The 24870-nt window shown below is 66.2% G+C and carries 20 protein-coding genes and 1 tRNA gene; 11 read left to right on the forward strand and 10 right to left on the reverse strand.

All coding sequences use genetic code 11. The features are described from left to right. The first annotated feature begins 78 nt into the window (after positions 1-78). A complete protein-coding gene (locus M9921_01280) occupies positions 79-324 on the forward strand; it encodes a hypothetical protein (GenBank protein MCO5295467.1) in 246 nt (81 codons plus the stop codon). A 102-nt stretch (positions 325-426) separates the two neighbouring features. Here M9921_01280 and M9921_01285 read toward each other — a convergent pair whose 3' ends face one another. Next, on the reverse strand, positions 427-1011 hold the full coding sequence (locus M9921_01285; GenBank protein ID MCO5295468.1) for a hypothetical protein: 585 nt from the start codon (positions 1009-1011) through the stop codon (positions 427-429). Between the two features lie 88 nt (positions 1012-1099). Between M9921_01285 and M9921_01290 the strand changes: the two genes are divergently transcribed. After that, entirely contained in the window at positions 1100-2149 is a 1050-nt protein-coding gene (locus tag M9921_01290; protein ID MCO5295469.1) for a BMP family ABC transporter substrate-binding protein, read from the forward strand. Here M9921_01290 and M9921_01295 read toward each other — a convergent pair. After that, positions 2146-3021 (reverse strand): hypothetical protein, encoded by an 876-nt coding sequence (locus M9921_01295; protein ID MCO5295470.1) that lies wholly within the window; start codon positions 3019-3021, stop codon positions 2146-2148. The two genes, M9921_01290 and M9921_01295, sit on opposite strands and share 4 nt — an antisense overlap. After that, the gene (locus M9921_01300) at positions 3018-3890 is read right to left on the reverse strand and encodes a hypothetical protein (protein ID MCO5295471.1); all 873 of its coding nucleotides are present in this window, start codon (positions 3888-3890) and stop codon (positions 3018-3020) included. Before M9921_01300 ends, M9921_01295 begins: the two co-directional genes overlap by 4 nt. A 72-nt stretch (positions 3891-3962) precedes the next feature. Here M9921_01300 and M9921_01305 point away from each other — a divergent pair, with 72 nt between their 5' ends. Further along, positions 3963-5252, forward strand: a complete 1290-nt coding sequence (locus M9921_01305) for a hypothetical protein (GenBank protein MCO5295472.1) — start codon at positions 3963-3965, stop codon at positions 5250-5252. Between the two features lie 2 nt (positions 5253-5254). Here the strand turns inward: M9921_01305 and M9921_01310 are convergent, their stop codons facing one another. From M9921_01310 to M9921_01320, 3 genes are read right to left on the reverse strand one after another with little or no spacing between them, the layout of a single operon-like run. Further along, on the reverse strand, positions 5255-5740 hold the full coding sequence (locus M9921_01310) for a hypothetical protein (GenBank protein ID MCO5295473.1): 486 nt from the start codon (positions 5738-5740) through the stop codon (positions 5255-5257). Positions 5741-5797: 57 nt separating this feature from the next. Beyond that, positions 5798-9298, reverse strand: coding sequence for a chromosome segregation protein SMC (gene smc / locus M9921_01315; GenBank protein ID MCO5295474.1), 3501 nt, complete (start codon positions 9296-9298; stop codon positions 5798-5800). A gap of 14 nt (positions 9299-9312) precedes the next feature. Further along, on the reverse strand, positions 9313-9960 hold the full coding sequence (locus tag M9921_01320) for a flavin reductase family protein (protein MCO5295475.1): 648 nt from the start codon (positions 9958-9960) through the stop codon (positions 9313-9315). Positions 9961-10039: 79 nt separating this feature from the next. Here M9921_01320 and M9921_01325 point away from each other — a divergent pair, with 79 nt between their 5' ends. From M9921_01325 to M9921_01345, 5 genes are read left to right on the forward strand one after another with little or no spacing between them, the layout of a single operon-like run. Beyond that, on the forward strand, positions 10040-10852 hold the full coding sequence (locus M9921_01325) for a hypothetical protein (GenBank protein MCO5295476.1): 813 nt from the start codon (positions 10040-10042) through the stop codon (positions 10850-10852). 35 nt (positions 10853-10887) lie between these two features. Beyond that, a complete protein-coding gene (locus M9921_01330) occupies positions 10888-11940 on the forward strand; it encodes a DUF2961 domain-containing protein (GenBank protein MCO5295477.1) in 1053 nt (350 codons plus the stop codon). A 28-nt stretch (positions 11941-11968) separates the two neighbouring features. After that, positions 11969-13459 (forward strand): carboxypeptidase M32, encoded by a 1491-nt coding sequence (locus tag M9921_01335; GenBank protein ID MCO5295478.1) that lies wholly within the window; start codon positions 11969-11971, stop codon positions 13457-13459. Beyond that, positions 13456-14028 carry an orotate phosphoribosyltransferase gene (pyrE, locus tag M9921_01340; protein ID MCO5295479.1) on the forward strand — a complete coding sequence of 191 codons (573 nt, stop codon included), beginning with the start codon at positions 13456-13458 and terminating at the stop codon, positions 14026-14028. The genes M9921_01335 and pyrE overlap by 4 nt, the downstream gene beginning before the upstream one ends. Before the next feature lie 2 nt (positions 14029-14030). After that, positions 14031-15164 carry a Nif3-like dinuclear metal center hexameric protein gene (locus tag M9921_01345; GenBank protein ID MCO5295480.1) on the forward strand — a complete coding sequence of 378 codons (1134 nt, stop codon included), beginning with the start codon at positions 14031-14033 and terminating at the stop codon, positions 15162-15164. Between the two features lie 8 nt (positions 15165-15172). Here the strand turns inward: M9921_01345 and M9921_01350 are convergent. Continuing rightward, positions 15173-15248: transfer RNA gene (locus M9921_01350), tRNA-Glu, on the reverse strand. A 116-nt stretch (positions 15249-15364) separates the two neighbouring features. Next, positions 15365-16648, reverse strand: coding sequence for an NlpC/P60 family protein (locus tag M9921_01355; protein MCO5295481.1), 1284 nt, complete (start codon positions 16646-16648; stop codon positions 15365-15367). Positions 16649-16918: 270 nt separating this feature from the next. On the opposite strand from M9921_01355, the gene M9921_01360 reads away from it, so the two are divergent. The 3 genes from M9921_01360 to M9921_01370 are packed head-to-tail and all read left to right on the forward strand — an operon-like array spanning position 16919 to position 20800. Next, a complete protein-coding gene (locus M9921_01360) occupies positions 16919-17788 on the forward strand; it encodes a glycosyltransferase family 2 protein (GenBank protein MCO5295482.1) in 870 nt (289 codons plus the stop codon). After that, entirely contained in the window at positions 17769-18665 is an 897-nt protein-coding gene (locus tag M9921_01365) for a glycosyltransferase family 2 protein (protein MCO5295483.1), read from the forward strand. Before M9921_01360 ends, M9921_01365 begins: the two co-directional genes overlap by 20 nt. Next, on the forward strand, positions 18662-20800 hold the full coding sequence (locus M9921_01370; GenBank protein ID MCO5295484.1) for an O-antigen ligase family protein: 2139 nt from the start codon (positions 18662-18664) through the stop codon (positions 20798-20800). The genes M9921_01365 and M9921_01370 overlap by 4 nt, the downstream gene beginning before the upstream one ends. Here M9921_01370 and mrdA read toward each other — a convergent pair. Together mrdA and M9921_01380 are read right to left on the reverse strand one after the other, a co-directional pair. Continuing rightward, positions 20707-22551 (reverse strand): penicillin-binding protein 2, encoded by a 1845-nt coding sequence (gene mrdA / locus M9921_01375; protein MCO5295485.1) that lies wholly within the window; start codon positions 22549-22551, stop codon positions 20707-20709. The two genes, M9921_01370 and mrdA, sit on opposite strands and share 94 nt — an antisense overlap. A gap of 16 nt (positions 22552-22567) precedes the next feature. Then, the gene (locus M9921_01380) at positions 22568-24853 is read right to left on the reverse strand and encodes a PBP1A family penicillin-binding protein (GenBank protein MCO5295486.1); all 2286 of its coding nucleotides are present in this window, start codon (positions 24851-24853) and stop codon (positions 22568-22570) included. Positions 24854-24870 lie beyond the last annotated feature (17 nt).

Raw genomic sequence — 24870 nt, forward strand, 5'->3', positions numbered from 1 at the left:
AACTGCCACGGCCTCGTGGGTATTGTGTCACATTGGGTCCGGGGTCAGACGCCCTCGACTGCCAGGAAGAAGTTCGCCATGCCGACCTACGTGTACGAGTGCCGCACCTGCGAAAAGGTGTTTGAAGTAGAGCAGAGGATCGTCGAAGACGCACTGAAGGATTGCGACTGCGGATCCAAGGGCTCCCTGCGAAGGCTGATCCAGCCGAGCGCCGTCATGTTCAAGGGCTCCGGCTTCCACATCAACGATTACTCGAGCCCCGCGCCGAGTGCCTCCGAGCCCAAGGCCGAAGCGCCGGCCTGCTCCGGCGAACCCTCCAGCTGAGGGGTTTGCGGTCCTGCGCCGGAGGCGTAGGAGCATCTTTCTCGCGGTAACCCCTGGGGTTCAGGGCGGCGCGCGAGCGCGCGCGCTCCCATGCCTCTTTGCCTATGAGGCGGCGGGTTCGGGCTCTTTCTTCTTGCGGGCGCGCTTCTTCGTGCCGCCCACACCCATCTCGACGCCGACCGCACCCTCGGTGAAGCTCGCCTTGACCTTGATGCGGCGGCTCACCTCTCCGGCCGACACGGTCGCCCAATTCGCGCGGTCGAGGGCCCACTGCCAACCGATGTCGGTGGGCGAGTAGAGGTACTCGACCCCCTCCTGAAGCACATCGCTCAGCATAGCCTTCAGGTCGTCGCGACCCTCCAGCACCTTCTCGCCCGCTGAAAGATTGGGCGTCAAGCCTACCGTGATCACCACGGGCTCTTCTTCGGGAGAGTTCTTTGTGCGCTTGGGCGCGTTGGCCTCCAACTGCTCGCTCACCGCTTCCAACTGGGCCGACATGGCTTTCGTCAGCTTCTCGTAATCGTCGGGCCACTGCATCTGCTTGCCTTCATAAAGAGCCAGCGCGTGGCGCCCGGCCAGCGTCAAGGCGCTCGCCAGCAACGCGGCGTCGGCCGGCTTCAGTTTCGGATAGGACTTGCGGACGCTGTCCAGCGCAGTTTCAAGCTTGGTGAGATGACAGGTGATCAAACGGACTCCTCGTACAGGCGTAACCGGCGGAGATTTGCCGCGGCGGGTGCGCCATAATCTGCTTAGTTTACCTGCCCGGAGGATTTCAGTGAAGGTATCAGCACTCGTAGGGACCGCGATCGGAGCCATGCTCCTCGCCGGATGCGGCGGGCCGAAGGACAACGCATCGGCATCGAATGAAACTCCCGACGGCAAGCCGGCCGCCAAGCAGCTTGTGGTCGGAATCGTCTTCGACAGCGGCGGCCGCGGCGACAAGTCGTTCAACGACAGCGCCTGGGCGGGTGTCGAACGGGCGCAGAAGGACTTCGGCATCCTCGAGCGGTCGGTCGAGAGCAAGAGCGAGAAGGATTACGAACCCAATCTCGAGGCCCTCGCCGAACAGGGCGCCGACTTGGTCGTGGGGGTCGGCATCAACATGAAGGCCGCCATGGAGAAGGTCGCTCCCAAGTTCAAAAACACGAAGTTTGCGATCGTGGACGCGTCGGTGGCAGCGGACAACGTGCGCTCCCTCCTGTTCAAGGAGGAGGAGGGCAGCTTCCTCGCGGGCTACCTCGCCGGCCTGATGACCAAGACCAAGAAGCTCGGGTTCGTAGGCGGCATGGAACTGCCCCTCATCAAGAAGTTCCAGGCGGGCTACGAAGCGGGCGCCAAAACCGCGGACAAGGGCGTGGAAGTGCTGCCCGCCAAGTACACGGGGAGTTGGGACAACGTCGACTACGCGAAGGTGGCGGCCCTTTCGCTCATCAACGCCGGCGCCGACATCGTGTACCACGCGGCAGGCCGCGCAGGCTTGGGCGTGATCAGCGCCGCCAAGGAGAAGGGCGTTTACGCGATCGGAGTGGACAGCGACCAGGACGACATCGCCGAGGGCAGCGTCCTGACCAGCATGATCAAGCGCGTCGACGAGGCGGTCTACCAGACGATCAAAGACCTCCGAGACGGGGCCTTCACGCCCGGAGACAAGATTTACGACCTCAAGGCGGGCGGCGTAGGGCTCTCCGAGATGCGGTTCACCAAAGAGGCCATCGGACCGGAGAAGCTCGCCCAGGTGCAAGCGATCTCCGACAAGATCGCATCCGGCGAACTGAAGGTGCCCTCGTCCGCGGAGGAGCTGCAGACGTATCTGTCGGGCCTCTAACGGATTCCTTTCGCGAACCGGAGCCATCGCCTCTCGAGCGAGCGACGGAGTTTGTGCCACGGGGACATGTATCCCGCAGGATGCGTGTCCTCGTACGTTTCGAGCCACTTCAGGGTGTCGAGCTGCCGCCAATAGGCGAGGTTGCTCACATACCGTCCCGCGTGGAACACGATCGGACGAATCAGGCGCAGGTCCCTTCCCCGCTTGACGAACGCACACTCTCCTCGCATCACGTCCAACCTCAACTTGCCCACCAGGCCCACCGGCGTGTTCATCAAATCCTCCTCGTCTGGAATCAGCCTGCCAAGGCCCGTTCGCACGAGGGCGACCGAAACGCACGGCTCATCCGGGACCTGGCCCCGAAACGACTCGAAACCCGTCGACCCGTACGCCTGGGCGACGGCATGGACCTCGCTCCGGATCGCTTCGAACTCGGGGCCCCGCTCGTAGTAGATCAAGCCGCCGTTGAACCGGAACAAACGATCCAACCCCAATCGCGGAAGCAATTCCGGAAGTTCGCCGTACCAGTGCCCGTCGTACACGGGACGCCCTTGCACCGCCATCGGGGCTCCGTCGCAAAGCTCCCACACACGGTCCAGACGTTCAAACGCCAGGCAGTCGGAGTCCAGAAACAGCACCTTCTGCGCCGAGGCACCCGCCAGGGCGTCCAGCTTGCGCAGGTACGGTGGCACGCCGACCGTCGGGGCAACCACCTCGTCGAACCACCGCGCCACCCCCGGCACGTCGAGATCGGTCATGAGCACCCGAGGAGTGGTGTCGCCCGCGAGGCTCAAAGAGCGCGCAAGCCCCAGGGCCATCTCCACGTAGCGCGGACTGCCCGTCGCCACCGTGTAGACGATGCGCCCGCTCAACCGCGCCCTCGAAACCATCGCAGATACCGGCGCTGGACGGAACGCTCGAGCTTCTGCCAGGGCGACATGTAGCCGGGGGGATGGCGATCCTCGTAACGCTCGAGCCACTCGAGGCGCTCCACCTGCTTCCAGTAGGTCACGAAGTTCACGTACCGTGCCGCATGGAACACGAAGGGTCGCACGCGACGCACCGCGTGCCGGCGGCACACGAACGAGCACTCGCCCTCCAACACGTTCATCCGCAAAGGCCCGATCAGGCCGACGGCCGTGTTCATGAACTCCGTCTCGTCGGGAACGATCTCCCCAAGGCCCGTCTCGACCATCGCCAGGGCGACGCACACCTCTTCCGAGGCGCCGCCTCGGAAACGCTCGAAACCGGTCGTGTCGAAGGCGCCCTCGATCTCCCGGGCGCGCGCGATCAACGCCTGGGCGTCGGGATGTCTCTCGTAGTAGATCAGACCTCCATTGAACGCCGGCAACGACTCCAATCCCCGCTCGCGGCAGATGGCGGCTCGGTCTGCGCCGTGCCATTGCCCCTCCGCGGACCGATGCCCGACGACGACGAACGGTTTGCCGCGCAAGGCCTCGAAGATAGGCTCCAAGCGGCGGAAGGCCAAGGAGTCACTGTCGATCGAGAGCACATGGTCGGCGTCGGTCTCTTCGAGGGCCACCAGCTTGTCGAGCGCCGAGCGCGGCTCCTTGGGTTTGAGAACCTGCGCGAAACGGCGGGTCCAGTCGAACCCGTCCAAGTCCGTCAAGACCGCCCGGGGGGTCGTATCCCCGATGAGGTCGAGGGATCGAGCCAGCGCCATGGCCATGCGCCCGTACTTCGGGCGCCCGCGGGCCACGGTGAAGACGATCCGGCTCATGGGGCGCAGTTTACAGGACCGTTGGTCACGTCTCCCCTTCCTCTCGAGCCGACTTGGCGCACAATAGACCCTATGATCGACTGGAAGCTGGGCATCGTCGCCTGCACCGCCGTTTCGGCGGGCGTGTTCGCCACCCAAAGGGGCCCGTCGGCCGCCTTGGACGAGGTGCCCGAGAATCCCACGTACGCGGAGCACATCGCGCCCATGCTGAACGACCACTGCGTGGAATGCCATCGCCCCGGGGAGGTCGCACCCTTCTCGCTGATCGGATACGCCGAGGCCTCGAAGCGCGCCCCCATGCTCGCCTACATCACGGAGAAGAAGCGCATGCCGCCGTGGAAGCCCGTGCACGGATTCGGGGAGTTTCTGGACGAGAACCGACTGTCCGACGTGGAAATCGCGACCCTCAAGAAGTGGGCCGACAACGGAGCCCCCCGCGGGGACGCGTCGAAGGAGCCCACACCACCCAGCTTCTCTTCGGAGTGGTCTCTGGGCGAACCCGACCTCATCCTCACCACCAAGCGGCCCTTCCAACTCCATGCGGAAGGGCAGGACGTCTACCGCAACTTCGTCCTCAAGACCGATTTCAAGGAGACCCGGTGGGTCCAGGCCATGGACGTCCGACCGGGAAACAAGGCGATCGTGCACCACGTGATCGCCTTCGTCGACACCAAGGGCCGTTCGGCCGAACTTGAGAAGCGCTCCAACGACGGCCAGGAGGGGTACACGACCTTTGGCGGACCCGGTTTCAACCCCGACTCCTCCTTCGGGGGATGGGCCCCCGGACTTCGCGCCAAACGCACGGCGACCGGCACGGCGTTCAAGCTCGAACCCGGCGCGACGGTCGTGATGCAGGTCCACTACCACCCCAACGGCAAGCCCGAATCCGACCAGACGAGACTCGCGCTCTACTTCGCCAAAGAGCCGGTCCGCAAGGAGATGCGCCTCGCGTGGATGGCCAACCCCCTCTTCCGCATCCCCGCCGGCGCCAAGAGCCACGAAGTCAAGCTCGAGTATCCGATTCCCGCGGATGTCACGGTCTGGGCGGTGATGCCCCACATGCACCTGCTGGGGCGGACGATGAAGGCGGAGGCGCTGCTTCCCGACGGCTCGGTCAAGCCCATCGTCTACATCGACGATTGGGACTTCAACTGGCAGATGAACTACACGTTGAAGGAGCCGTTGAAGCTCCCGCGCGGCTCGCGGGTGCGGGTGGTCGGCACGTACGACAACTCGTCCGACAATCCCTACAACCCGAACAACCCGCCGAAGCCGATCACGTGGGGCGAGGAGACGACCGACGAGATGTTCCTGTTCATCGCCGCATACACGGTCGATGCCGAGCGGTTGGGCGACCGGTAGCCTCAGCCGCCGGTCGGTTTCACGCGATCGGGCGGCCCGGCCTCGATCGACTGGGCGCTGAGATTGAGCGCGACGTAGGGTCGGTTGGCGAGACCGCCTTCGCGACCGTGGCCAGGCATGACTTTGAAGTGCGCCTCGATCTTCGTGCCGTGGAGACGCACGACGCGCCGAATCGCCAAGCGCCCCTCCTTGGGCTCCAGCACGTGAAACTCGATCAGAAACGGCTTTTTAGATCCCGCCAGTTGGTCGAGCCGGTCGGCCTCGGCGATATCGAAGCGGATGGAGATCGGATTTTCTGGCGTGGGCCGCTGGGCGGACTCTGCGAAGATGGGCGCCGTCAATCCCCACACCGCCAACGGCGCGGGCTTCCCCTCCGCGGTCTTCAACGGCTTGCCCTCGACCCACAGGTACGCACGGTGCATCAGTTCGGCGTCGGATGCCCATGCGTTGAGGGCGAGGGCGAAGATTGAGAGCACAAGTGTCAGCATCGGTGCACTTCCAACTTGTTAGACGTCTTGAAGTGGGACTTGATGCGCCGGCGCGGATCAGTTCTTCGAAGGCGCGAGTTCCCGGTCTTCCACGGCAGCCTTGGGCAGCTTGGCCGGGACGAGCGTCGAGACGCCGGGTTCCTGCATCGTGATGCCCAGCCAAACGGGGGCGGCTTCGATCGTGGTCGGGTTGTGGGTGATCACCACGAACTGCGACGTCGCGGAGAAGTCCCGCAGGAGTGCCACGAAGCGCTCCACATTGCGGCCGTCCAGCGGCGCGTCGACCTCGTCGAGCACCACCAGCGGGCTTGGTTTGACTTTGAGAAGGGCGAACAGAAATGCCGTCGCGCACAGCGACCGCTCGCCGCCGGAGAGCAGTTCCAGCCGTTGCTGCTTCTTCCCGGGCAGTTGGACCTCGATTTCGATGCCGCTCTCCAACACGTTGTTGGGGGTGCTGAGGCTGATCTTTCCCACTCCGCCGCCGAACAGCTTCTCGAACACCTCGGTGAAGGCGACCTCCAAGGCATCCATGGTCGCGAGGAATTTGTCCCGCGTCAGGGCGTCGAGTTCGCGGACGCTGCCTTCCACCTGCTCGATCCCCTCTTCGATATCCGCTTTTTGGGCGGTTAGCTCGTCGCACCGCTCGCTCAGGCGCTCGAAGGCCTCGATGGCGCCCACATTCACGTCGCCCATCGCCCTCAGTTCGCGGCGCAGCCTGCCGACGACCGTTGCGGCGTCTGCGGGAAGCTCCACCGCGTGCTCCTGCTCCAGCGCGTCTTCTTCGGTGAGGCCGTACTCTTCGACCAGCCTCTGGAGAGAGGCGGCTCGTTTGGCGTCGGCACGGGCGCGGCCGAGCTCCGCCTGGTGTGCGGCGTCGCCGCACGACTGCGCGTTCTGCCTCGCGGCCTTGGCGTCCTCCGCGAACTGGAAGCTCTGCTGCAGCATGCCCGCCTTCTTCTCTTGGGCCGCGGCCAGTTCGGCGTCCGCCTTGGCTTTGCGTTCCTGCGCCTGCGTCAGTTCCGCACGCTCGCGTTCGATTTCCTGGCGCGCCTTGGAACGCTCGGGTTCGAGGTTGTCGAGCTTGCGCGCGCGCATCGAATCCGCTTCTTCCGCGGCGATCAGCCGCCGTTCTGCCTGTTGGAGCCGGAGCGCCGCCTGGCGCAGCCGCTCTTCGGCCTCGCGGAGTCGCTCCTCGGCTTGTTCCGCATCGGCGCTCCGTGCCGCAAGCTGCTTCAGCAGCGCATCCCGGCGCGACTCGAGGGCGGCCACTTCAGGGTCGGCAAGCGCTTCTTCAGCTTGCTGCGAGAGCTGCTCTCGCTCGAGTTCGAGTTTCTTGTGGGCCCGCATGGCGCCCTCGAGCTCCTGCTGCAGGTTCGCGTGCCAGTTTCTCCGCTCCTGGTGCTCGTCCGCCGCCTCCGCGATTTCCGCGCGGAGCGCTCGGAGGGCCTGCTCGTCGGTCTCCCGACGCTCGCGCGCGGCCGCCACTTCCTTCTCCGACTTGGCGAGCTTCCGTTCGAGATCCGCGATGGCACGCCGCACCTCGACCAGATCGGATTTGCGCTGCACGAGTCCATAGCTGGTCTTGCCCGAATGGCCGCCGGTGACGGCGCCGCTTCCGTGGACAACCTCCCCTTCCAGGGTGACCAGTCGGCTCCATCCGTGGGTGCGAGCCAGTTTGAGAGCAAGGTCCAAGGTCTCGACGACGAGCACGCGCCCGAGAAGGCTGTCGACGACCGGTCGATGCGCCGAGATGCAGGTCACCAGCTCGCTCGCCCGGCCCACGACCCCTTTCTCGGTCAGCACCCGCCGCAGTTCCGAGGAGGGCTCCATCGGTCGCATCAACGGGATCGGCTGGAACGTGGCGCGCCCTCGTCGCTGATCCTTCAGGTAGGCGATGGCGCGTTTGGCGGAATCCTCGTCCGGCACGATCAAGTCGTTCGAAGCGGCGCCCAGGGCCGTTTCGATCGCCACGGCAAGCTCCTTGTCGACCTCGATCGCCTCGGCCACCGGCACGAACTTCCCTTCCAGCTTTCCGTTCTCGGCGGCCTCCATCACGGCGCGGGCGCCTTGGTTGAGTCCCTCGTGCGTTTCGATCGTGGCCTCGATCCCGCGCGCCCGTCCTTCCAGCGCCGCCTTTTCGGCGAGCCAGCGCCGCGACTCCTGGGCGTGGCGGTCGTCCTCTTCGCGCGCGGCCTGCAGCGCCTCTTCGAGTTGAGCGGCCTTGCCGCGCGAATCCGCAAGCGCCGATTCGATCTCCTGAAGCGCTGCCAGGGCTTCGTCGACCCCGCGCTGAAGGTCCGGAAGCCCGGCGTCGATCCCCGCCAGCTCGCGGACGATCTCCTTCTCGCGTCCCTTCCGGTGGGCGCGCTCGGCCTCGGCCTTCAAGCGACGCGACTCCACCTCGCGGCCAGAGGCCAGCTCCTTCTCGGCCCGTGCGAGCTGCTCGCGAAGGGCGCTGGCGTCGTCGCCCGCCCCCGAACATTCGGCCCGAACGCGCTCCAGGTTCGCCCGCTCGATCTCCTCTTCCGCCCGGAACGCCTCGGCCTCCTGTCGGACCTCCTCGATGCGGGTTCGCGACGCCTCCGACTCCTCGCCGAGGTTCTTCTCCAGTTCGGACAGGTTCTCAAGCCGCTGTTCGCCGAGCTTGAGACCCGCTTCTGCCCGCTGAATGGCGGTCAATGCGGATTGCTGTTCGCCCCGAATCCCGTCCATCTGGCGCTCGAGCTCGCTGACCGCCTCCGCGACGCGCCGCATGTCGCGCTCGAGGTTCTCCGCGCGGGACGATTCCTTGCCGACCAGCTCCATCGACTCCTGCACGGCCACTTCGAGCCGCTCGACCTCGCGCAGGGCCCGCGCCACCTCGACGATGAGCAAGCCGGATTCCACCTCGCGGAGACTCGTTTGCGCCGTCTTGTAACGACGCGCGACCTCGGCCTCCTCCCGCAGCGGCTCGCGCTGGGCTTCGATCTCGTGAAGGATGTCCCGTACGCGATCGAGATGCGTGCGCGCCGACTGCAGCCGACGCAGCGATTCGACCTTGCGCGCCCGGTAGCGCTGGACGCCGGCGGCCTCGTCGACCCAGCCCCGTCGGTCTTCCGGAGAGGCGGCAAGCGCCTGGTCGATCTCCTTCTGCCCGACGATCGCGTAACCGGCGCGGCCCAATCCGCTGTCCGCTAGAAGGTCGAAGATGTCCCGCAGACGGCACGATTGCCGGTTGATCGAGTAGTCGCTGTCCCCGTTGCGCGTGAGCCGGCGCGTGATGGAGACCTCGCTGGCTTCGATGGGCAGGGCGCCGTCCTCGTTGTCGAACAACAGCGTCACTTCCGCGTAGCCGACGGGCTTGCGCTTGGAACTGCCGCTGAAGATCACGTCCTGGTTCGTGCCCGCACGAAGCTGCCGGGGCGTCCCCTCACCAAGACCCCAGAGGATGGCGTCGACCAGGTTCGACTTGCCGCACCCGTTCGGGCCGACGACGGCGATGATGTCGCCCTCGACATCGATCTCGGTCTTGTCGGCGAAGGTCTTGAATCCGAAGAGCTTGACGCGCTTGAGTCGCATGGTTGGGTTCGTTCCTAATCAGACGGCTCAGCGGGGCCGGACGGACGCGCCAGGTGAAAGATTTCCATCGCGCGTGTGTCCAGATACTCATCGGAGCCGAGTCGGGCGATCGGCCGGAAGCCATCGTGCACCAAGCGCCGCCCGTCCCACAGGTCGGCGCGCACGTGCATCCGCAACACCTCGCCCACCATGTAGTTCGCGGAGCCGGGCCCGTCGCCGTGGCGGAGGATCTGGAAGAGCGAGCACTCGAACTGCACGGGGCTTTGCGCGACGCGCGGCGGTCTGACCGTCACGGACGGGATCGGGTCGAAGCCCGCGACGCTCCACTCGTCAAAGCCTTGGGGGTAGCTGAAGGACGTTGCGTTCATGCCCGCCGCCATCTCCCGCACCACGAAATTCACGACAAACTCGCCCGTGGACTCCGCGTTTTTCAGGCTGTCCTTCCACTGGCCCGATCCCTTGGTCGATGCCGAGACCATGATGCTCGCCGGTTCGTTTCCGCCGGCCATGAAGAACGAGAAGGGCGCGAGGTTCGCGGCGCCCTCGGAGTCCAGGGTGCTGACCAGCGCGATGGGCCGAGGTTGCACCGCGCCGACAAGGAGATCGTAACGCTGCGACGCGCTGAGTTCGGCTGCGACCAACGACACGAATTCCCCGCTCACCCACCCATTATGCCGATCCCTCCAACTCCGGGGGAGCGCGAGGAGGGCTTGAGAACGTATTGCAATAAGGAGGAGAAACATGACGACGATTTCCGCGGCCCTGTTGGCCCTCACCTTGACGGCGCCCCAGGGCCCAACGGCGAGCAACTACGAAAAGGCGCTGGTGCTGAAGGAGGTTCGGCGCGTCGGGTTCCTCCCGCCTCAGATCTTGGTCCTTCGGGACAGCGCGTGGTCGGTGCGGCAGGCGAACGACGTCTACGACGCCCAGATCGAACGGCTCGACGAGCGCGATGCCGAGCTGGAGACGCTGGTGCAGAGGCTGGCCGCGGGCGCCGCGGTGTCCGACGACCTGCAGGCGCGGCTGGACGAGGCCACCCGAGCCCGCAAGGACGCCTTCCAGGCGTGGGACCAGCGCGTCACGGCCGCGGTCACCAAGGTCTTGGCCACGTTCAGCGACGAGCAGAAGTACATGCTGGGCGTTCCCGAACGCACCCGCCAGTCCATCGAGAGCACGTGGCAGCAGGTCCAGTCGGCGACCGGCGACCAGTGGGACCGCCTCGTGCGCAGCCTCTCCTCGCGGCTGATGCGGGACCAGTACAACCAGCTCCGCCAAGCCAACGGCGGCAGCTCGGACCGAGGCCGCGGCGAAGATCGTCGGGACCGCAGCCGCGAGTCGCGCGCCATGCGCGACGAGATGGAGCGCCAAGGCCGCGCCTACCTCTCCAACGTGCGCAACGGAAACCCAACCCTGGTCAAGTCCTTCAAGCAGCTCCTCGCCGAAAGCTACATGCGGGACGGCGAAATAGAAGCGAACCTGAGGGGGCTGATCCGAGCCGTCATCACGGCCCCCGGGGCGCCGGAGGCCTTGGACGACGCCGTCCGCGCACGGTAGCCCAACTGACAGCGCGCCGATGTATGCTCGAACCGATGTTCGGTTCCTCTTCCCTCGGCGCGCTGCCTATCCTTCGCCCCTATCGCTCGAAGCGCTCCTCGAGCTTCGACCCCAGCGGCAACAACTCCGACTGGTGGACCCTCGAACCCGGGCGACGGCTCACCCTGCTTGAGACGGCCAAACCCGGCGTCGTACGCCACATCTGGATGACGGTCGGAAACGACGACCTCTTCCCAAGGCGCATGGTGCTGCGCATGTGGTGGGACGGCGAGGACTCGCCAAGCGTCGAGGTGCCGTTGGGAGACTTCTTCGGGATCGGCCACGGGATCTTCAAGAACTTCGTCAGCGCGCCCCTTCAGATGAGCCCCCAAGACGGGCGTGGCATGAACTGCTGGTGGCCCATGCCCTTCTCAAGCGCCCGCATCGAGCTGCACAGCGAGTGCGAGAACGCCGCGAACGTCTACTTCTACATCGACTACGAGGAGCACGAGGCCCCGCCTCCAGCCGAGGTCGGACGGTTCCACGCCGAGTGGCGCCGGGAAGCCAAGACCGAGGGCTGGCTGACCGAGCGGCTCGACGGGGAGAACCTGTGGGAGATCTGGAGTCGGAAACCGAACGTCACCGGCGAGGACAACTACGTGATTCTCGAAGCGCGCGGATCGGGCGTCTACGTGGGCTGTCACCTCGACGTGGACGTGTTCGAGCGCCAGGGCAACGACTGGTACGGAGAGGGAGACGACATGATCTTCATCGATGGGGAATCCTGGCCCCCTTCGCTCCACGGGACCGGAACCGAGGATTACTTCAACACCGCCTTCTGCCCCCGACAGGAGTACAACGCCCCGTATCACGGACTGACCCTCTATTCGGGGAATTCGGAGTGGCCTTGGAGCGGCAAGAACTCGATGTATCGCTATCACATCGAGGATCCCGTCCGCTTCCACGAGAGCATTCGGGTGACCATCGAGCACGGCCATGCCAACAAGCTGTCCAACGACTACTCCAGCACGGCCTACTGGTACCAGACCGAGCCGCACGCGCCCTTCCCACCCCTTCTGCCCGTGGAGGCGCGGATGCCGCGTCCCTGAGCCTGGGGCAAGGCGTCATAATCGGGCCATGTCCACAACCTTGGAGCGGCTGAAGAGCCGCATGTACGACGTCGATGCGCTCAACTCCGCCATCGGCATGATGGATTGGGACCAGCAGACGTACATGCCCCACGGCGGCGGCGAGGCCCGTTCCGAGCACGTCGGCATCCTGAGCCGCATGCGGCACGAGCTTTTCGCGAGCGACCAGACCGGAGCGTTGCTGGAAGGTGCGGCCGGCGAAGTCGATCCTGGCAGCGAGGACGCGGCGATGCTTCGGGTGGTCAAACGGGACTTCGACCTCAGCACCAAACTGCCGGCCGAGTTTGTCGCCGAGAAGTCACGCCTCTCGTCCCAGGCTCACGAGCTGTGGGTCAAGGCCAGAAAGGCCAACGACTTCGCGGGATTCGCACCGATTTTGGAGAGGATGTTCGAGATCGCCCGGCGTGAGGCCGAGTACCTGGGCTACACGGATCACATCTACGACGCGTTGCTCGACCAGTACGAGGAGGGAGCGACGGCAGCCGACGCCCGGCGCATGTTCGAGGCGATCAAGGAGCCGCTTGTGGCCCTGGTGAAGGAGATCGCCGCCTCGCCGAACCAGCCCGACGACTCCGGGCTCACCGGCGAGTGGTCCACCGAGGGCCAGAAGGCGTTCACCGAGATGCTGGTCAAAGCCATCGGCTTCGACATGGAGAGGGGGAGGCAGGACACGGCCGCGCACCCGTTCTGCGGCGGATGGTCCGTCTCGGACGTCCGGCTCACCACTCGATTCCAAAAGGATCTGCGCTCGGCGATCTTCGGGTCTCTCCACGAGGCCGGTCACGGCATGTACGAGCAGGGCTCGCCCCTCGCCTGGGACAGAACGCCGCTTGCGGGCGGCGTTTCGCTGGGCCTGCACGAGAGCCAGAGCCGGTTATGGGAGAACATCGTGGGGCGGAGCAGACCGTTTTGGGAGTGCTTCCTGCCGAACCTCCAAGCCACCTTCCCCAAGATCGCGCAGTACGACGTGGATTCGTTCACGCGAGCGGTGAACAAGGTCAAGCCCAGCCTGATCCGCGTGGAGGCCGACGAAGTCACCTACAACCTGCACATCCTCGTCCGCTTCGAACTCGAGTGCGACCTGCTGACGGGCTCGCTGGCGGTCAAGGACCTTCCCGACGCGTGGAACGCCAAGTACGAGGCGTACCTCGGGGTCACCCCTCCAACCGATGCGGACGGCTGCCTGCAGGACGTCCACTGGTCGGGCGCGCTCATCGGGTACTTCCCCACCTACTCGATGGGGAACCTGCTCTCCTATCAGATATGGAGAGTCCTTCAGAAGGATCTTGGGGACACCGACGCGCTCATCCGCGAGGGCAAGTTCGCTCCGATTCTCGAGTGGCTGCAGCAGAAGATCTACCGCCAGGGGAAGCGCTTCCCGCCCAAGGAGCTGGTGCAGCGAGTCACCGGCAAACCGATGGGAGCCGACGATCTGCTCGAGGGCCTCAACACGAAGTACCGAGGGTTGTACGGCCTGTGACGGAGCTTGCCACCCTGCTCGAAGAGTCCGGCGCGATCCTGCACGGCCACTTCCTGCTGACGAGCGGGAGACACTCGGCCGTCTACTTCGAGAAGTTCAGGGTGTTGGAACAGCCCCGGGTCCTCAGCGCGCTCTGCGCCGAAATCGCGCAACGCTTCGACGGCCAGGTCGACGTGGTGATGGGGCCGACCACCGGCGGAATCATCATCGCGTTCGAGGTGGCCCGCCAAATGGGATTGCCCGCTCTGTACGTGGAGAGCGAGGAGGGCGTGCGCACCCTTCGCCGAGGCGCCGCACTAAGTCCCGGTGCGCGCGTTCTCGTCGTGGACGACGTCCTGACGACAGGACGCTCAGTGCGCGAGGTGCTCGCGCTTGTCGATGCGGCCGGGGCCGTCCCGAAGGGCGTCGGCGTGCTCATCGACCGCTCGGAGACCGAACCCGATTTCGGCTGTCCCCTGTTCGCCGCGCACCGCGTAGAGGCGGTGAGCTACCCGGCGGACTCGCTCCCCGATTGGCTCGCCGAGATCCCGGTGACCAAGCCCGGCACGCGCAAGGAGGCGAAAGCGTAGCGATGGCGACCGTTGCCGATGCTTTGGAGGCCCTGGAGGTCGTTGCGCCCAAGCGGTATGCGTTCGCTTGGGACCGTATCGGACTTCAGACGGGCGACCGGAACGCGGCCCTGACACGCGCGGTCGTCTCCCTCGACAGCAGCCGCGAAGCAGCAGGCTTCGCGGCGGCTTCCGGCGCCGAGCTGCTGCTGGCCCACCACCCACTCATTTGGGAACCCGTGGAGCGCATCGATCCCGCTTCGCGGCCGGGCGACGCGCTCTCGCTGCTGCTCGCCTCGAACATCGCCTTCGTGGCCGCCCATACGAACTGGGACGCCGCACCGGGCGGAATCAACGACACGCTGGCTCGGCTGCTCGGCGTCGAAGCGTGTGCGCCGTTCGGCGCCGCCGGCGAGTCCTCCGAGCTCAAGGTCGTGGTGTTTGTTCCGGCGAGCCACGCCGAGAGCGTGGTCGACGCCCTCGCGGATGCCGGTTGCGGGACGCTGGGGGCTTACCAGCGGTGCGCGTTCTTCGGCGAGGGCCGCGGAACCTACGAGCCGCAACCCGGCGCCAATCCAATGGTCGGCACGGTCGGCTCGCGCGAGCACGTCGACGAGCTGCGCGTGGAGATGCGCGTTCCGCGGGAGCGGCTTGCCGCCGCTCGCGCCGCGTTGAAGCGAGCCCATCCGTACGACGAGCCGGCGGCCGACTGGTTCGTCCTCGAACCGGATCGCGCGATGCCCACCGGCCGCGTGGGGACCCTTCGAGAACCGATGCTGTTCGGCGCGTTCGTCGAGAAGTGCGACGAGCGGCTGGACACTCGGTCGTTGGCATGGGGCGATCCCGCCCTCCAGGTGCGACGGGTCGCTCTGGTCGGAGGTGCGGCCGATGGAGAGTGGAGGGCCGCCCGAGAAGCGGGAGCGGACGTGCTGGTGACGGGCGAGGTGCGCCAGCACAACGCGCTCGAGGCGTCGGAGTGTGGATTCTCCCTCATCCAGGCGGGCCACTTCGCGACGGAGAACCCTGGGTGCGTCGCCCTGAGGGACGCCATGGAGCGGTGCCTCCCCGAAGTCGAGTGGCTTCACTGGGAGCCGTCGCCCGGACAGAGCGGACGGCCGCTCGTCGCGACGCAACCTCGCCCATCTCAGGGTGCTTGAAGGGAATCTGGTAGCCCGGACGGGACTCGAACCCGCGACCTCCGCCTTGAAAGGGCGGCATCCTAACCACTAGACGACCGGGCCCAGCAGAGGCTCTATTCTGGCGCATCGGCCGAGTCGAACTCAAGGAGCCGTCGCCCACAACGCAAAAGGTCCGCCTCCGAGGCGGACCTTTTGCCAGAGAATCGTGCCGGGCGACTCTAGCCTCCGTCCGCCTTGTGCTCCTCGCTCTTCTCGGCGGCTTTCACGGCGGCCGACTTCGCCGGGGCGGTCTCTTCCTTCTTCGCCGGGGCGGTCTCCTTCTTCGTCTCGGTTGCCGGCTTCGTCACCGCGACTCGGCGGGCGCCCGCATACCTTCGCTGGTAGTAGCCCTCGTTGATCGAGTCCACCTTCACCTTTCCGCCGCCGCTGCTCGCGTGCACGAACTTGCCGTCGCCGATGTAGATGCCGACGTGGTTGATCCGGGTGCCGCGATTGGTTTTGAAGAAGACGAGATCGCCCTTCTTGAGCGACGCCTTGCCCACGGCCTGACCGACCTTGGCCTGCTCCCCGCTGGTGCGGGGCAAGGCCACGCCGGCCGCCCGGTAGACCTGGCTCGTCAGACCCGAACAGTCTGTGGCCGACCGCGACGCGGCGCCGTAGCTGTACCGGACGCCCCGGTAGCCGAGCGCCCTCTCGACGATGCCCTTCCCGCTCGTGTTCGCCACGACCAACTTCTTGTTCTTCGCTCCGGCCGTCGCCGAACTCCTGCTCTTCGTGCTGGTGGTCCGACTGGCCACCTGCGCCGAACTCACGGACTTCAGCAGGTCGCCCCGCACCCATCCCACGGTGCCTTTGGGAAACTTAAGCTTGTACCAGGAGCCTTCGCGATCGAGAACGGTGACGCGCGTTCCCCGTCCCACTTGGGTCACCTTGCCGGCGCTGGTCGAGGGGCCTCGGCGGATGATCACGCTCTCCGCGTTGATGGCCGCATAACGCGAGCGGATCGCGCCGGTGTCCACGGCGTTCTGAATCTTGCCCTTCGGAACGATCAGTTTCGCACCGATTTGGAGCCGATCCCAGTTCACCTTCGGATTGAGCGCGACCAACTGCTGGCGCGTGATCCCGAGGCGCGAAGCGATCAGCCAGTCGTTCTCGCCCTTCCGCACCACGTAGGTTCCGGTGGGAGCCGCCGCCGGCTTGGCGGACGCCTGCTTCGGAGCGGCTTGCTTGGGCGGGGCTGCGACCGGGCCCGATCCGTTGGGAATGGTCAGCTCGTGGCCGATCTGCAGCTTGAGCCAGTCCACACCCGGGTTCGCCAGGTGGATGTCATGGACCGTGACGCCGTACTTCTTCGAAATCGTCCAGTCGCTCTCACCGTTGCGGACCACGTGCGTGATCGCCTTGGGAGCTTGCTTGGCCTCCACCACCGGCTTTGCCTGAGGCGCCGGCTTCTTGGCCGCAGGCTTCTTCGCAGGCTGGTTGGCGTCCGCCAAACCCAGCACAAGTCCACCCGATAAAACTACAGCCCCGAGGGCCAATATCCCAATGCGCAAGTCGATCCTCCTTTTTGCCTGGGCTTTCCCTTACGGAGCGAATCGCAACCCACTCCCCGCCGACAGTCTCCGGGACCATACCATTGTCGGCACGTTCCTGTCAATGACTGTAGTGTCGCTTACACTATCGCGAAGCCCGTCCCTGCCCTGTTGTCTCTCTGAAACCAGAGACGATCCGAACCCTGTTCTCGATGCGCACGGGGTACGATTGCGCCGCCGATGCTCAGTGTCCTCGTCGTGAATTGGAATACGAAGAGCGTGCTCGGCGAGTGCCTGCAATCCCTGAAAAAATACGGGCCAGGTTCCCCGTTCGAGGTCTTGGTCCTCGACAACGCCTCCTCGGACGGCAGCGCCGAGATGGTCCGCAGGGACCACCCTTGGGTCCAACTCGTCGAATCGGTGCGCAACGTCGGCTACGCGGCCGGGAACAACGCCCTCTTCGAGCGGGCGAAAGGCGATCTGTTGCTCACCCTGAACCCCGACACGTCGTTCGAAGACGACACGCTCGATCGAAGCGTCCACAAGATGGAGGAGCGCCCCGATGTGGCCGTTTTGGCTCCACGCCTCGTCGGGCTCGATGGCAACACCCAGCGCAGCGTCCGCGGCTTCCCCAGCGCCCTGGGCATCCTCGGCGAGCTGACGGGGCTCGGCAGGGCGTTCCCGAACAGCGTGTTCGGCAGCTACGGGTTGCCGGCCTTCGACTACGAGGCCGCGTCCCCCGCCCCGCAACCCATGGGCACGTACCTGCTCTTCCGGCGCTCGGCCCTCGAAGCGGTCGGGGACGCCCGGCGACCGTTCGACGAGCGGTTCCCCATCTTCTTCAACGAAGTCGATCTGCTCAGGCGCCTCGCAGACGAGGGCTTCGCTTGCTGGTACTTTCCCGATCTGCATGTGATCCACCACGGCGGAGAAAGCACGCGCCAGGTCCGAAAGAGCATGATCTGGGAATCGCACCGGAGCTTGCTGCGTTACCTGTGGAAGCACCACGGGGTCTGGTGGAAGGCTCCGGCCTTCGGCCTCCTCGGGCTTGTGGTCTGGGGCGCCGCGCTGGTGCGCGCGCGAGGAGTGCATGCCGGATTTCGACCTTAGCGTCACGATATGCAGCTGGAACACCGAGGACGACCTTCGCGTGTGCCTCGCCAGCCTTGAGCGCGTGCGCGACGAGGCGGTTTTCGAAGTCCTTGTGGTGGACAACAACTCGGAGGACGGCTCGCCCGACATGGTCGAACGGGAGTTTCCCTGGGTCCGGCTCTTCCGTATGGACCGCAACCTGGGCTTCACCGGCGGCCAGAACCTGGCGATGGCCGAGCGGAAGGGACGCCACGCGTTCCTGCTCAACTCCGACGCCGAGGTCCACCCTGGCGCCCTGCGCACGCTGTTGGGCTATTGCGAAGCCCATCCCGAGGCCGGCATTCTCGGACCCAAGATCCTGAATCCCGACGGGTCGCTCCAATTGAGCTGTCGCCGCTTCCCCAACCCCGTTGCGGCACTGTTCCGGAACACCCTGATCGGCCGCTGGTTTCCGAACAACCGCTTCACCCGGGAGTACCTCATGGCCGATTGGGCGCACGAGACGCCGCGCGAGGTGGATTGGGTGTCGGGTGCCGCGCTGTTTGCTTCGGGGGAACTCATCGACGCCATTGGAACGTTCGATCCGGAGTACTACATGTTCTGCGAAGACGTGGACTGGTGCTTCCGCGCGTGGAAGCACGGCTGGAAGGTCGTCTACGTGCCCGACGCCGTGGTCACCCACGCGATCGGGCGGAGCACGGACAAGGCGCCCAACCGGATGATCGGTCGGTTCCACCGTTCGATGCTGCGCTTCTACACGAAGAACATGCTGCCCACGATCGTCCTGCCCCTTCGCCCCTTCGCTTGGCTGGGCGCGGCGATCGCCCTGGCGGCGCGAGCAGGCAGCTTCATCGTCAAGAACAAAATCGACGAGATTCGGAGGCGCAGAGCTTGACGAAAACTCGGACCCTTCCACCTTGGCTCTGGCTCGCCGTTCCCCTCTTCTTGGCCCCCTTGCTGGGTGGGCAGGTGGCCGCGGAGCCCCGGCCCCTTCCCGCCGACGCGATCGGCGCCCTTGCAGCGGCGGTCGGAGGGGACGGCCCAACCACCGCCCACGTGTTCCTCGGGTTAATGGCCGTCCTGGGGCTCTTGGTCGCCCTGATCGGACGAAAGGTGATCCAGCTGCCCGCGGCGCGTCTCACGTCGGTCCTCCTGCTCTTGGCGGGGGTGCTCCTGGTGACCTCGGCGGGAACCCAGTACCGGGCGTCGACCCTGGCCGAGCTCGTCGAGTGGGGGTTTTACTTCGCGGCGTTCTTCGCCTCCGTGGCGCTGGCGGGCAGGGGACTGGGCCCACGGGCGCTCCTCGCCGCCTTGGTGGCGGGATGTGCCTTCCTCAGCCTCAAAGGGCTCGTCGAGTACGGGCAGATGAGGCAGATCGACCCAAGCTGGCGGATCTTTGCGGGCTGGGTCAACGCCAACGCGTTGGCGGGCATGCTCCTGCTCGGGCTCCCGCTGGCGATGGCCCTCTCCGTCACGTCCGAGCGACTCGGTCGACTCCTCGCCGGAATCGCCGCGTGTCTGATCACCCTGGCCCTGCTGTTGACCCAGAGCAAGGGAGGGCTGATCGGGGGAGGCGTCGCGCTCGCGCTCTTCCTCATGCTGGCGCCGCTGCGGTCCGCGAAAGCGGAGCGCGCGGCCCTTGCCGTTCGTCTCGGCGTACTCCTGGTCGCGATGGTCGCCATGGGAGGACTGCTCATGGCGTCCCAGCGAGGCGGCGGGGGTGCCACGGCTGGAAAGGCGCCGCAGGGTGCGCTGGCCCGGGTCGTGGACACGTCGGGAACCGAAGCCCAGTCGTTCACGTTCCGGAAGAACCTGTGGCAAAGCGCCGTGGCGTTGGTGCGAACCAACCCGCTGGGGTACGGGATGGGAACCTACCGCTACCAGTCGGCAAAACCCGGCATCACCCCGCAGACGCACTTCGCCCATCAGAGTTTCCTCCAACTGGCGGTGGAGGCCAGTCCGATCGCCGCCGTGCTGCTCGTGCTGTTCGGCGTGCTTTGGCTTCGCGAATCCCTCCGCAAAGATTCCACGCTGCCCGGCCAGACCCGGACGCTGAGGATCGCCGTGGCGGCCGCGCTCGTCGGCTCCGCCGCCCACAGTTGTTTCGACAGCGACCTGTACCAGTTCGGCATCGGCTTCGCTTTCTTCGCCCTATTGGGCATCGGCACCGAGCTCTGCTCCGACGCGGTGACGCCCGAGTACCTGGCTCCCCGATGGAAGGGGATCGGCATCGCCCTGGCGATCGCCCTGGGGGTGGGGGCGATCCTCGCGTCGGCGTCGGAGCTCGCTCTTGGACGGCTGGTGGGGGCCGTGGTCCGTCGGGACCGATTGGAAGCCCAGAGTGCTCTTTCTACCGCCAAGACTTGGGCCGCGAGCGATGGCGACACGTGGCGCTTCGCGGCGCTGTTGGAGCCCTCGCCCAAAGAGCGCGTCGCCCTCCTCGAGCGCGCCGCGAGAATCTGCCCCTCGCCCAAGAACGAGCGCGCGCTGGCCGCGGAACTGGTCGCCGACGGCCAAGCCGACGCGGCGCAAGCGGCCCTGTCCCGGGCGCTCCTGCTCGATCCCAACAATTTGCTGGCCCTGCGCCAACGCATGGAGCTGCGGTTGGAAATCGGGGATCGGGCCGGCGCCCACGACGATGCGCGGCGACTGGTCGCCATTGAATCCACTCCGTACTTCACGGTCCGAGCCCTTCCGGAGATCGTGCCGACCGAGACGTACGCGGCGCGGCGCGTCCTTGCCCAGGGCGCCCGATCGCCCGCGGAGAAGGTCACGGCGCTGGCACCCGCCGTTGCAGGCGGGCTCGAATACGCCGCGCGAACGGTCCCCTTCATCACCCAACAGGTCGAGTCTGGGGCCGCCGACCCCTCGCGCATCGACGAGCTTCGCAAGGAGCTCGAAGCCTTTCAAGCGGACGCCCAGACCCTGGCCGCGCTTTACCGCGAGCTGGGCCGTTCCGACGATGCCGGCGTCGCCGAAACTTCCGTTTCGGCCTTTGGCGAAGCGCTCGCGGGTTTGCCCAGCAGGTAGCGCCTGACGATGTCGCGGGCGAACGGGGCGGCGAAATCGCTGCCGTGTCCCACATTCTCGACGCTGACGCACACGACGATCCGGGGAGCCTCGAGCGGTGCCAGCCCGACGAACCACGAGTCCGTCATCTGCTGGCCGCGCCGCTCGGCACTTCCCGTCTTGCCTCCCCACTCGATGCCCGGAATCTGAGCCGCGCGCGCCGTTCCGTCCGAGATCACCAACCCCATGGCGCGCGTCAGCCGGGCCCAGCCGTCCGCGCTGACCCCGTCCACCTCGTGCGCCACCTCCGGCTGCACCTCGTGGAGCTTCCCATCGTTCCCGGGCTCCTGGCGGGCGCGGAGCAGGTGCGGGCGGTAACCAATCCCTCGGTTGGCCACCACGCTGGCCAGGAACGCCATCTGAAGGGCCGTCGCCGAAACCTCGCCCTGGCCGATCGCCAAGTTTACCGTGTCCCCCGGGTACCACCGCACGGGGTCGCGCCACCGCGCAAGCCACTCGTCGGTGGGCACGACCCCGGGCGTCTCGCCGATGAGATCGATGCCGGTCCGGGTCCCCAAGCCGCACAGAAGAGCGGTCTCGCGCATCACATCCTTGCCCGCCCGCATGGCCAGATCGGAGAAGTAGGTGTTGCAGGACTTCTCGAAGGCGCGCTCAAAGGTGATCGTCCCATGGTGGCCGAGGCACTTCGATCGACGATTGCCCACCTGGTAGTAGCCGGGGCAATAGACGGTGCGGTTCGGGTCGAAAACCCCCGCCCGCATCGCCGCCAAGGTGGTGACGATCTTGAACGTCGATCCCGGGGCGTGGTACGTCCCGATCGCCCGATTGATCATCGGATGACCCGGATCGTCGTTGAGCTGCTTCCAGTCCTTTTGGCTGATGCCTCCCTCGAACATCGCCGCGTCGTAGCTTGGCGAACTCGCCAGGCACAGGACTTCGCCGGTCCGGGGATCGAGGGCGACGATCGCGCCGCGATTTCCTTTGAGGAGGTCGACCGCCAACCGTTGCAGGTCGTAGTCGATGCTGAGGATCAGTCGTTCGCCCGGAACGGGGCTGTCCCGCCCGACCGTTCGGGTGGGGCGCCGCTTGGCATCGACTTCGAAACGTTCGCTGCCGGGTTCGCCCATCAGGTACTTCTCGTACACGCGTTCGATCCCGAGTTTCCCGACGTAGGGCGCGGCTTTGAGCTCCTGGTCCGCCAATCGCTTCACATCGTCGCCGTTGGGCGTCCAGACGTACCCCAGCACATGGGCGAGGCTCAGCGTGTCGGTGTAGGCCCGCATGGGCTGGGTCGACACCTCGATGCCGGGCAGGTGGGACCCCGCCTCGGCGATCCGCGTGGCCACTTCGATGGAGGCGCCGATGTGGATCGGCGCCGGCAGATACGGGCGCCACGCGGCGGCCTTCACCTTCTCGCGCAACTGCTCGGGGTCCGTGGCCAGCATGGCGGCAACCTTGTCGATCACCCAGGGGTTCTGCCGGACCACCGCCGGACGGGCGGAGATCACCACTCGTGGCTCGACGCTCGCCAACACCGTTCCATTGCGGTCGTAGATCAGACCCCGAGGCGCGAGCTGCGATACGGACACGCGTTGGAAGTACTGCGCGCGTTCGCTCAAATCCGAGGCGGCGACGACCTGGAGGTACCACAGCCGGATCAGCAGGACCACGAAGGCGGCCAGCAGCAGCGCGGGAAACAGCCCGTGGCGCGCATCGAGTTCGGGCTCCCTCGGCGCATGGATGACGGACATCGCTTTGTTCTACGCGTCAGCGATGCGTTCCGTGCAGGTTGCAGGTGCGTTTGGGCTCTTTGCCCACGGCGAATTTCCGCGTGACGGTCTCCGGGCAGTACCGGTTGGCGCGCAATCCGCTGTCGACGCAGACCTCGACCGAAACGGTCTGCTCCTCCCGGCGGCGCCCCTCGCCGTTCGGCGGGTTTTCGCGGGGAGGAGGCTCGGTGCGTCGCGTGGGATCGTCCGGCGGCGGCTCGTTGCCGATCGGGGGGGTCGTTCCAATCGGGGGAACGGTGTCGGGAAAGCCGTCCTGCTCGTCAGGCGGCGGATTCTCGTCGGGGATCGGGGGCGGTTCGACCACCACGTCCTTCACGGACATGTCGACGTACTCCGTCTTCCCGTCGAAGCGCTTGCGAAGCGAGCCGTCCTTGAACATGGCCTGGGCCTTCTTCATCACGCCGACCCAGGCGTCGATCGTGACCTTGCCGCCGAAGACGCTCGACGCCATCGGCTCGTAGGTCCATCGGTTGCCATCGCGCTGGGGGTTCGCCACCCAACCGATGCCGATCAGCTCGTCGGTGTAGCCGCAGAACCAGGCGTCCTTGTTGTCGGACGTCGTCCCCGTCTTCCCCCGGGCGTTGTCGATGACCCGGGCCTTGGTCGCGGTCCCGTTGGTCACCACGACGCGCAGGAACGAATCCATCTGCGACGCCACTTCGGAGGAGAGCACGTTGCGGCGGATGTTGGGCTGGAAGTCCTTGACGACCTCTCCATCCGGTCCGATCACGCGCCGGATCATGAAGGGCTCGAACCGGTCGCCGTGCAGCATGAAGACGCTGTACCCTTCGGCCATTTCGAGGGGCGAGACCTCGCCGGAGCCGAGCGCGAGGGACATGACCGCCGGAAGTTCCGAGTGAAAGCCGAACACGCTCCGTGCGGCGGCAACGACGGCCGACGGGCCCACTTTCTCCATCACGCGGACCGCCGGGATGTTGATCGAGAGGGCGATGGCCGAACGGACGCTCACGCTCCCCCCGGTGTGCCCGCCCGAGTTCTTCGGAGACCACACTTTGCCGGTGACGGGATCGGTGAGCGAATACGGGTCGTTGCTGATCGAGTCGCGCGGGCCGATCGCGCCCGAGGCGAGGGCGGTCGCGTAGACGAACGGCTTGAAGCTCGATCCGGGTTGCCGGCGCCCCTGGGTCACCGCGTTGAACTGGTCTTTGTGGAAGTCCACGCCGCCGACCATGGCGAGCACGCGTCCGTCCCGGTCCAGGAGCACAAACGCGCCGTTGTTCACCTTCCGCGAGCGGTTCTTCCTCACCAGGTCGGCGATCTGTTTCTCTGCCTCTTCCTGAAGGTCGGTGTTCAGCGTCGTTTCGATCCGGTAGCCCCCTCGCGAGAGGTCGAGTCCGGGCATGCGCTTCTTCAGCTCGTCGTCCAGCACGGCCATCACGAAGTGCGGCGCGCGGATCAGCCGGGCGCCCGTTCCCGGCGGTCGCGGGTTCAGCCGGAGGGGTTCGTGGATCGCCTTGTCGTAGGTCTTAGCGTCGATCATCCCCTCGTCGCGCATGATGCCGAGCACGACGTTGCGGTTTTCAATCGCGCGCTTCGGGGAGCGGAAGGGGTTTTCGTCGCTCGGGCGGCGCACGCAGCGGGCCAGCAACGCCGCTTCCGCCACGGTGAGCTTGTCCAGCGGCTTGCTGAAGTAGACGTCCGCGGCGGACTTGATGCCGTAGGCGCCGCTGCCGTAGTAGATCTGGTTCAAGTACAGCTCGAGGATCTGGTTCTTGTTGAGCTGACGCTCGACGGCGATGGCCAAGGCCACGTCGTCGAGCTTGCGGCCGACGGACCGCTCCGTGCTCGTGTACACGCGCTTGACCACCTGCATGGTGATCGTGCTTCCCCCTTGGCTCGTCCGGAGATCGCGGACGTTGGCCACCGCGGCTCGGGCAGCGGCCCAGTAGTCCACCCCAGGGTGTTCGTAGAAGCGCTTGTCCTCGGCCGCCAGCGTGGCGTCGATCACGATCTTCGGGATCTCCGCGAACTTGACGGGCTGCCGGTACTCCGAGCTCACCGAGTAGAGCACCTTGTTGTCCGCACTCACGATCACCGAGGGATTGCGGCTCACCTCGGCCATCACGTCGGGGAGCGACCCGATCCGAGCCTGCGCCTCGCGCAGCTTGATCGACATGACCACGCCGAGCACGGTCGCGCCCGCCAATCCCAGCAAAAGGATCAACGAGAGCGAGGTCTTGATGCGGCGCGCCCACGGACTGCGCGCCTTGCGGCGTCTTCGGCCTACGGATTTCGTCGCCACGGTCAAAGAGTATACGT

Source organism: Fimbriimonadaceae bacterium, assembly GCA_023957775.1.
Classification (GTDB): domain Bacteria; phylum Armatimonadota; class Fimbriimonadia; order Fimbriimonadales; family Fimbriimonadaceae; genus JAMLGR01.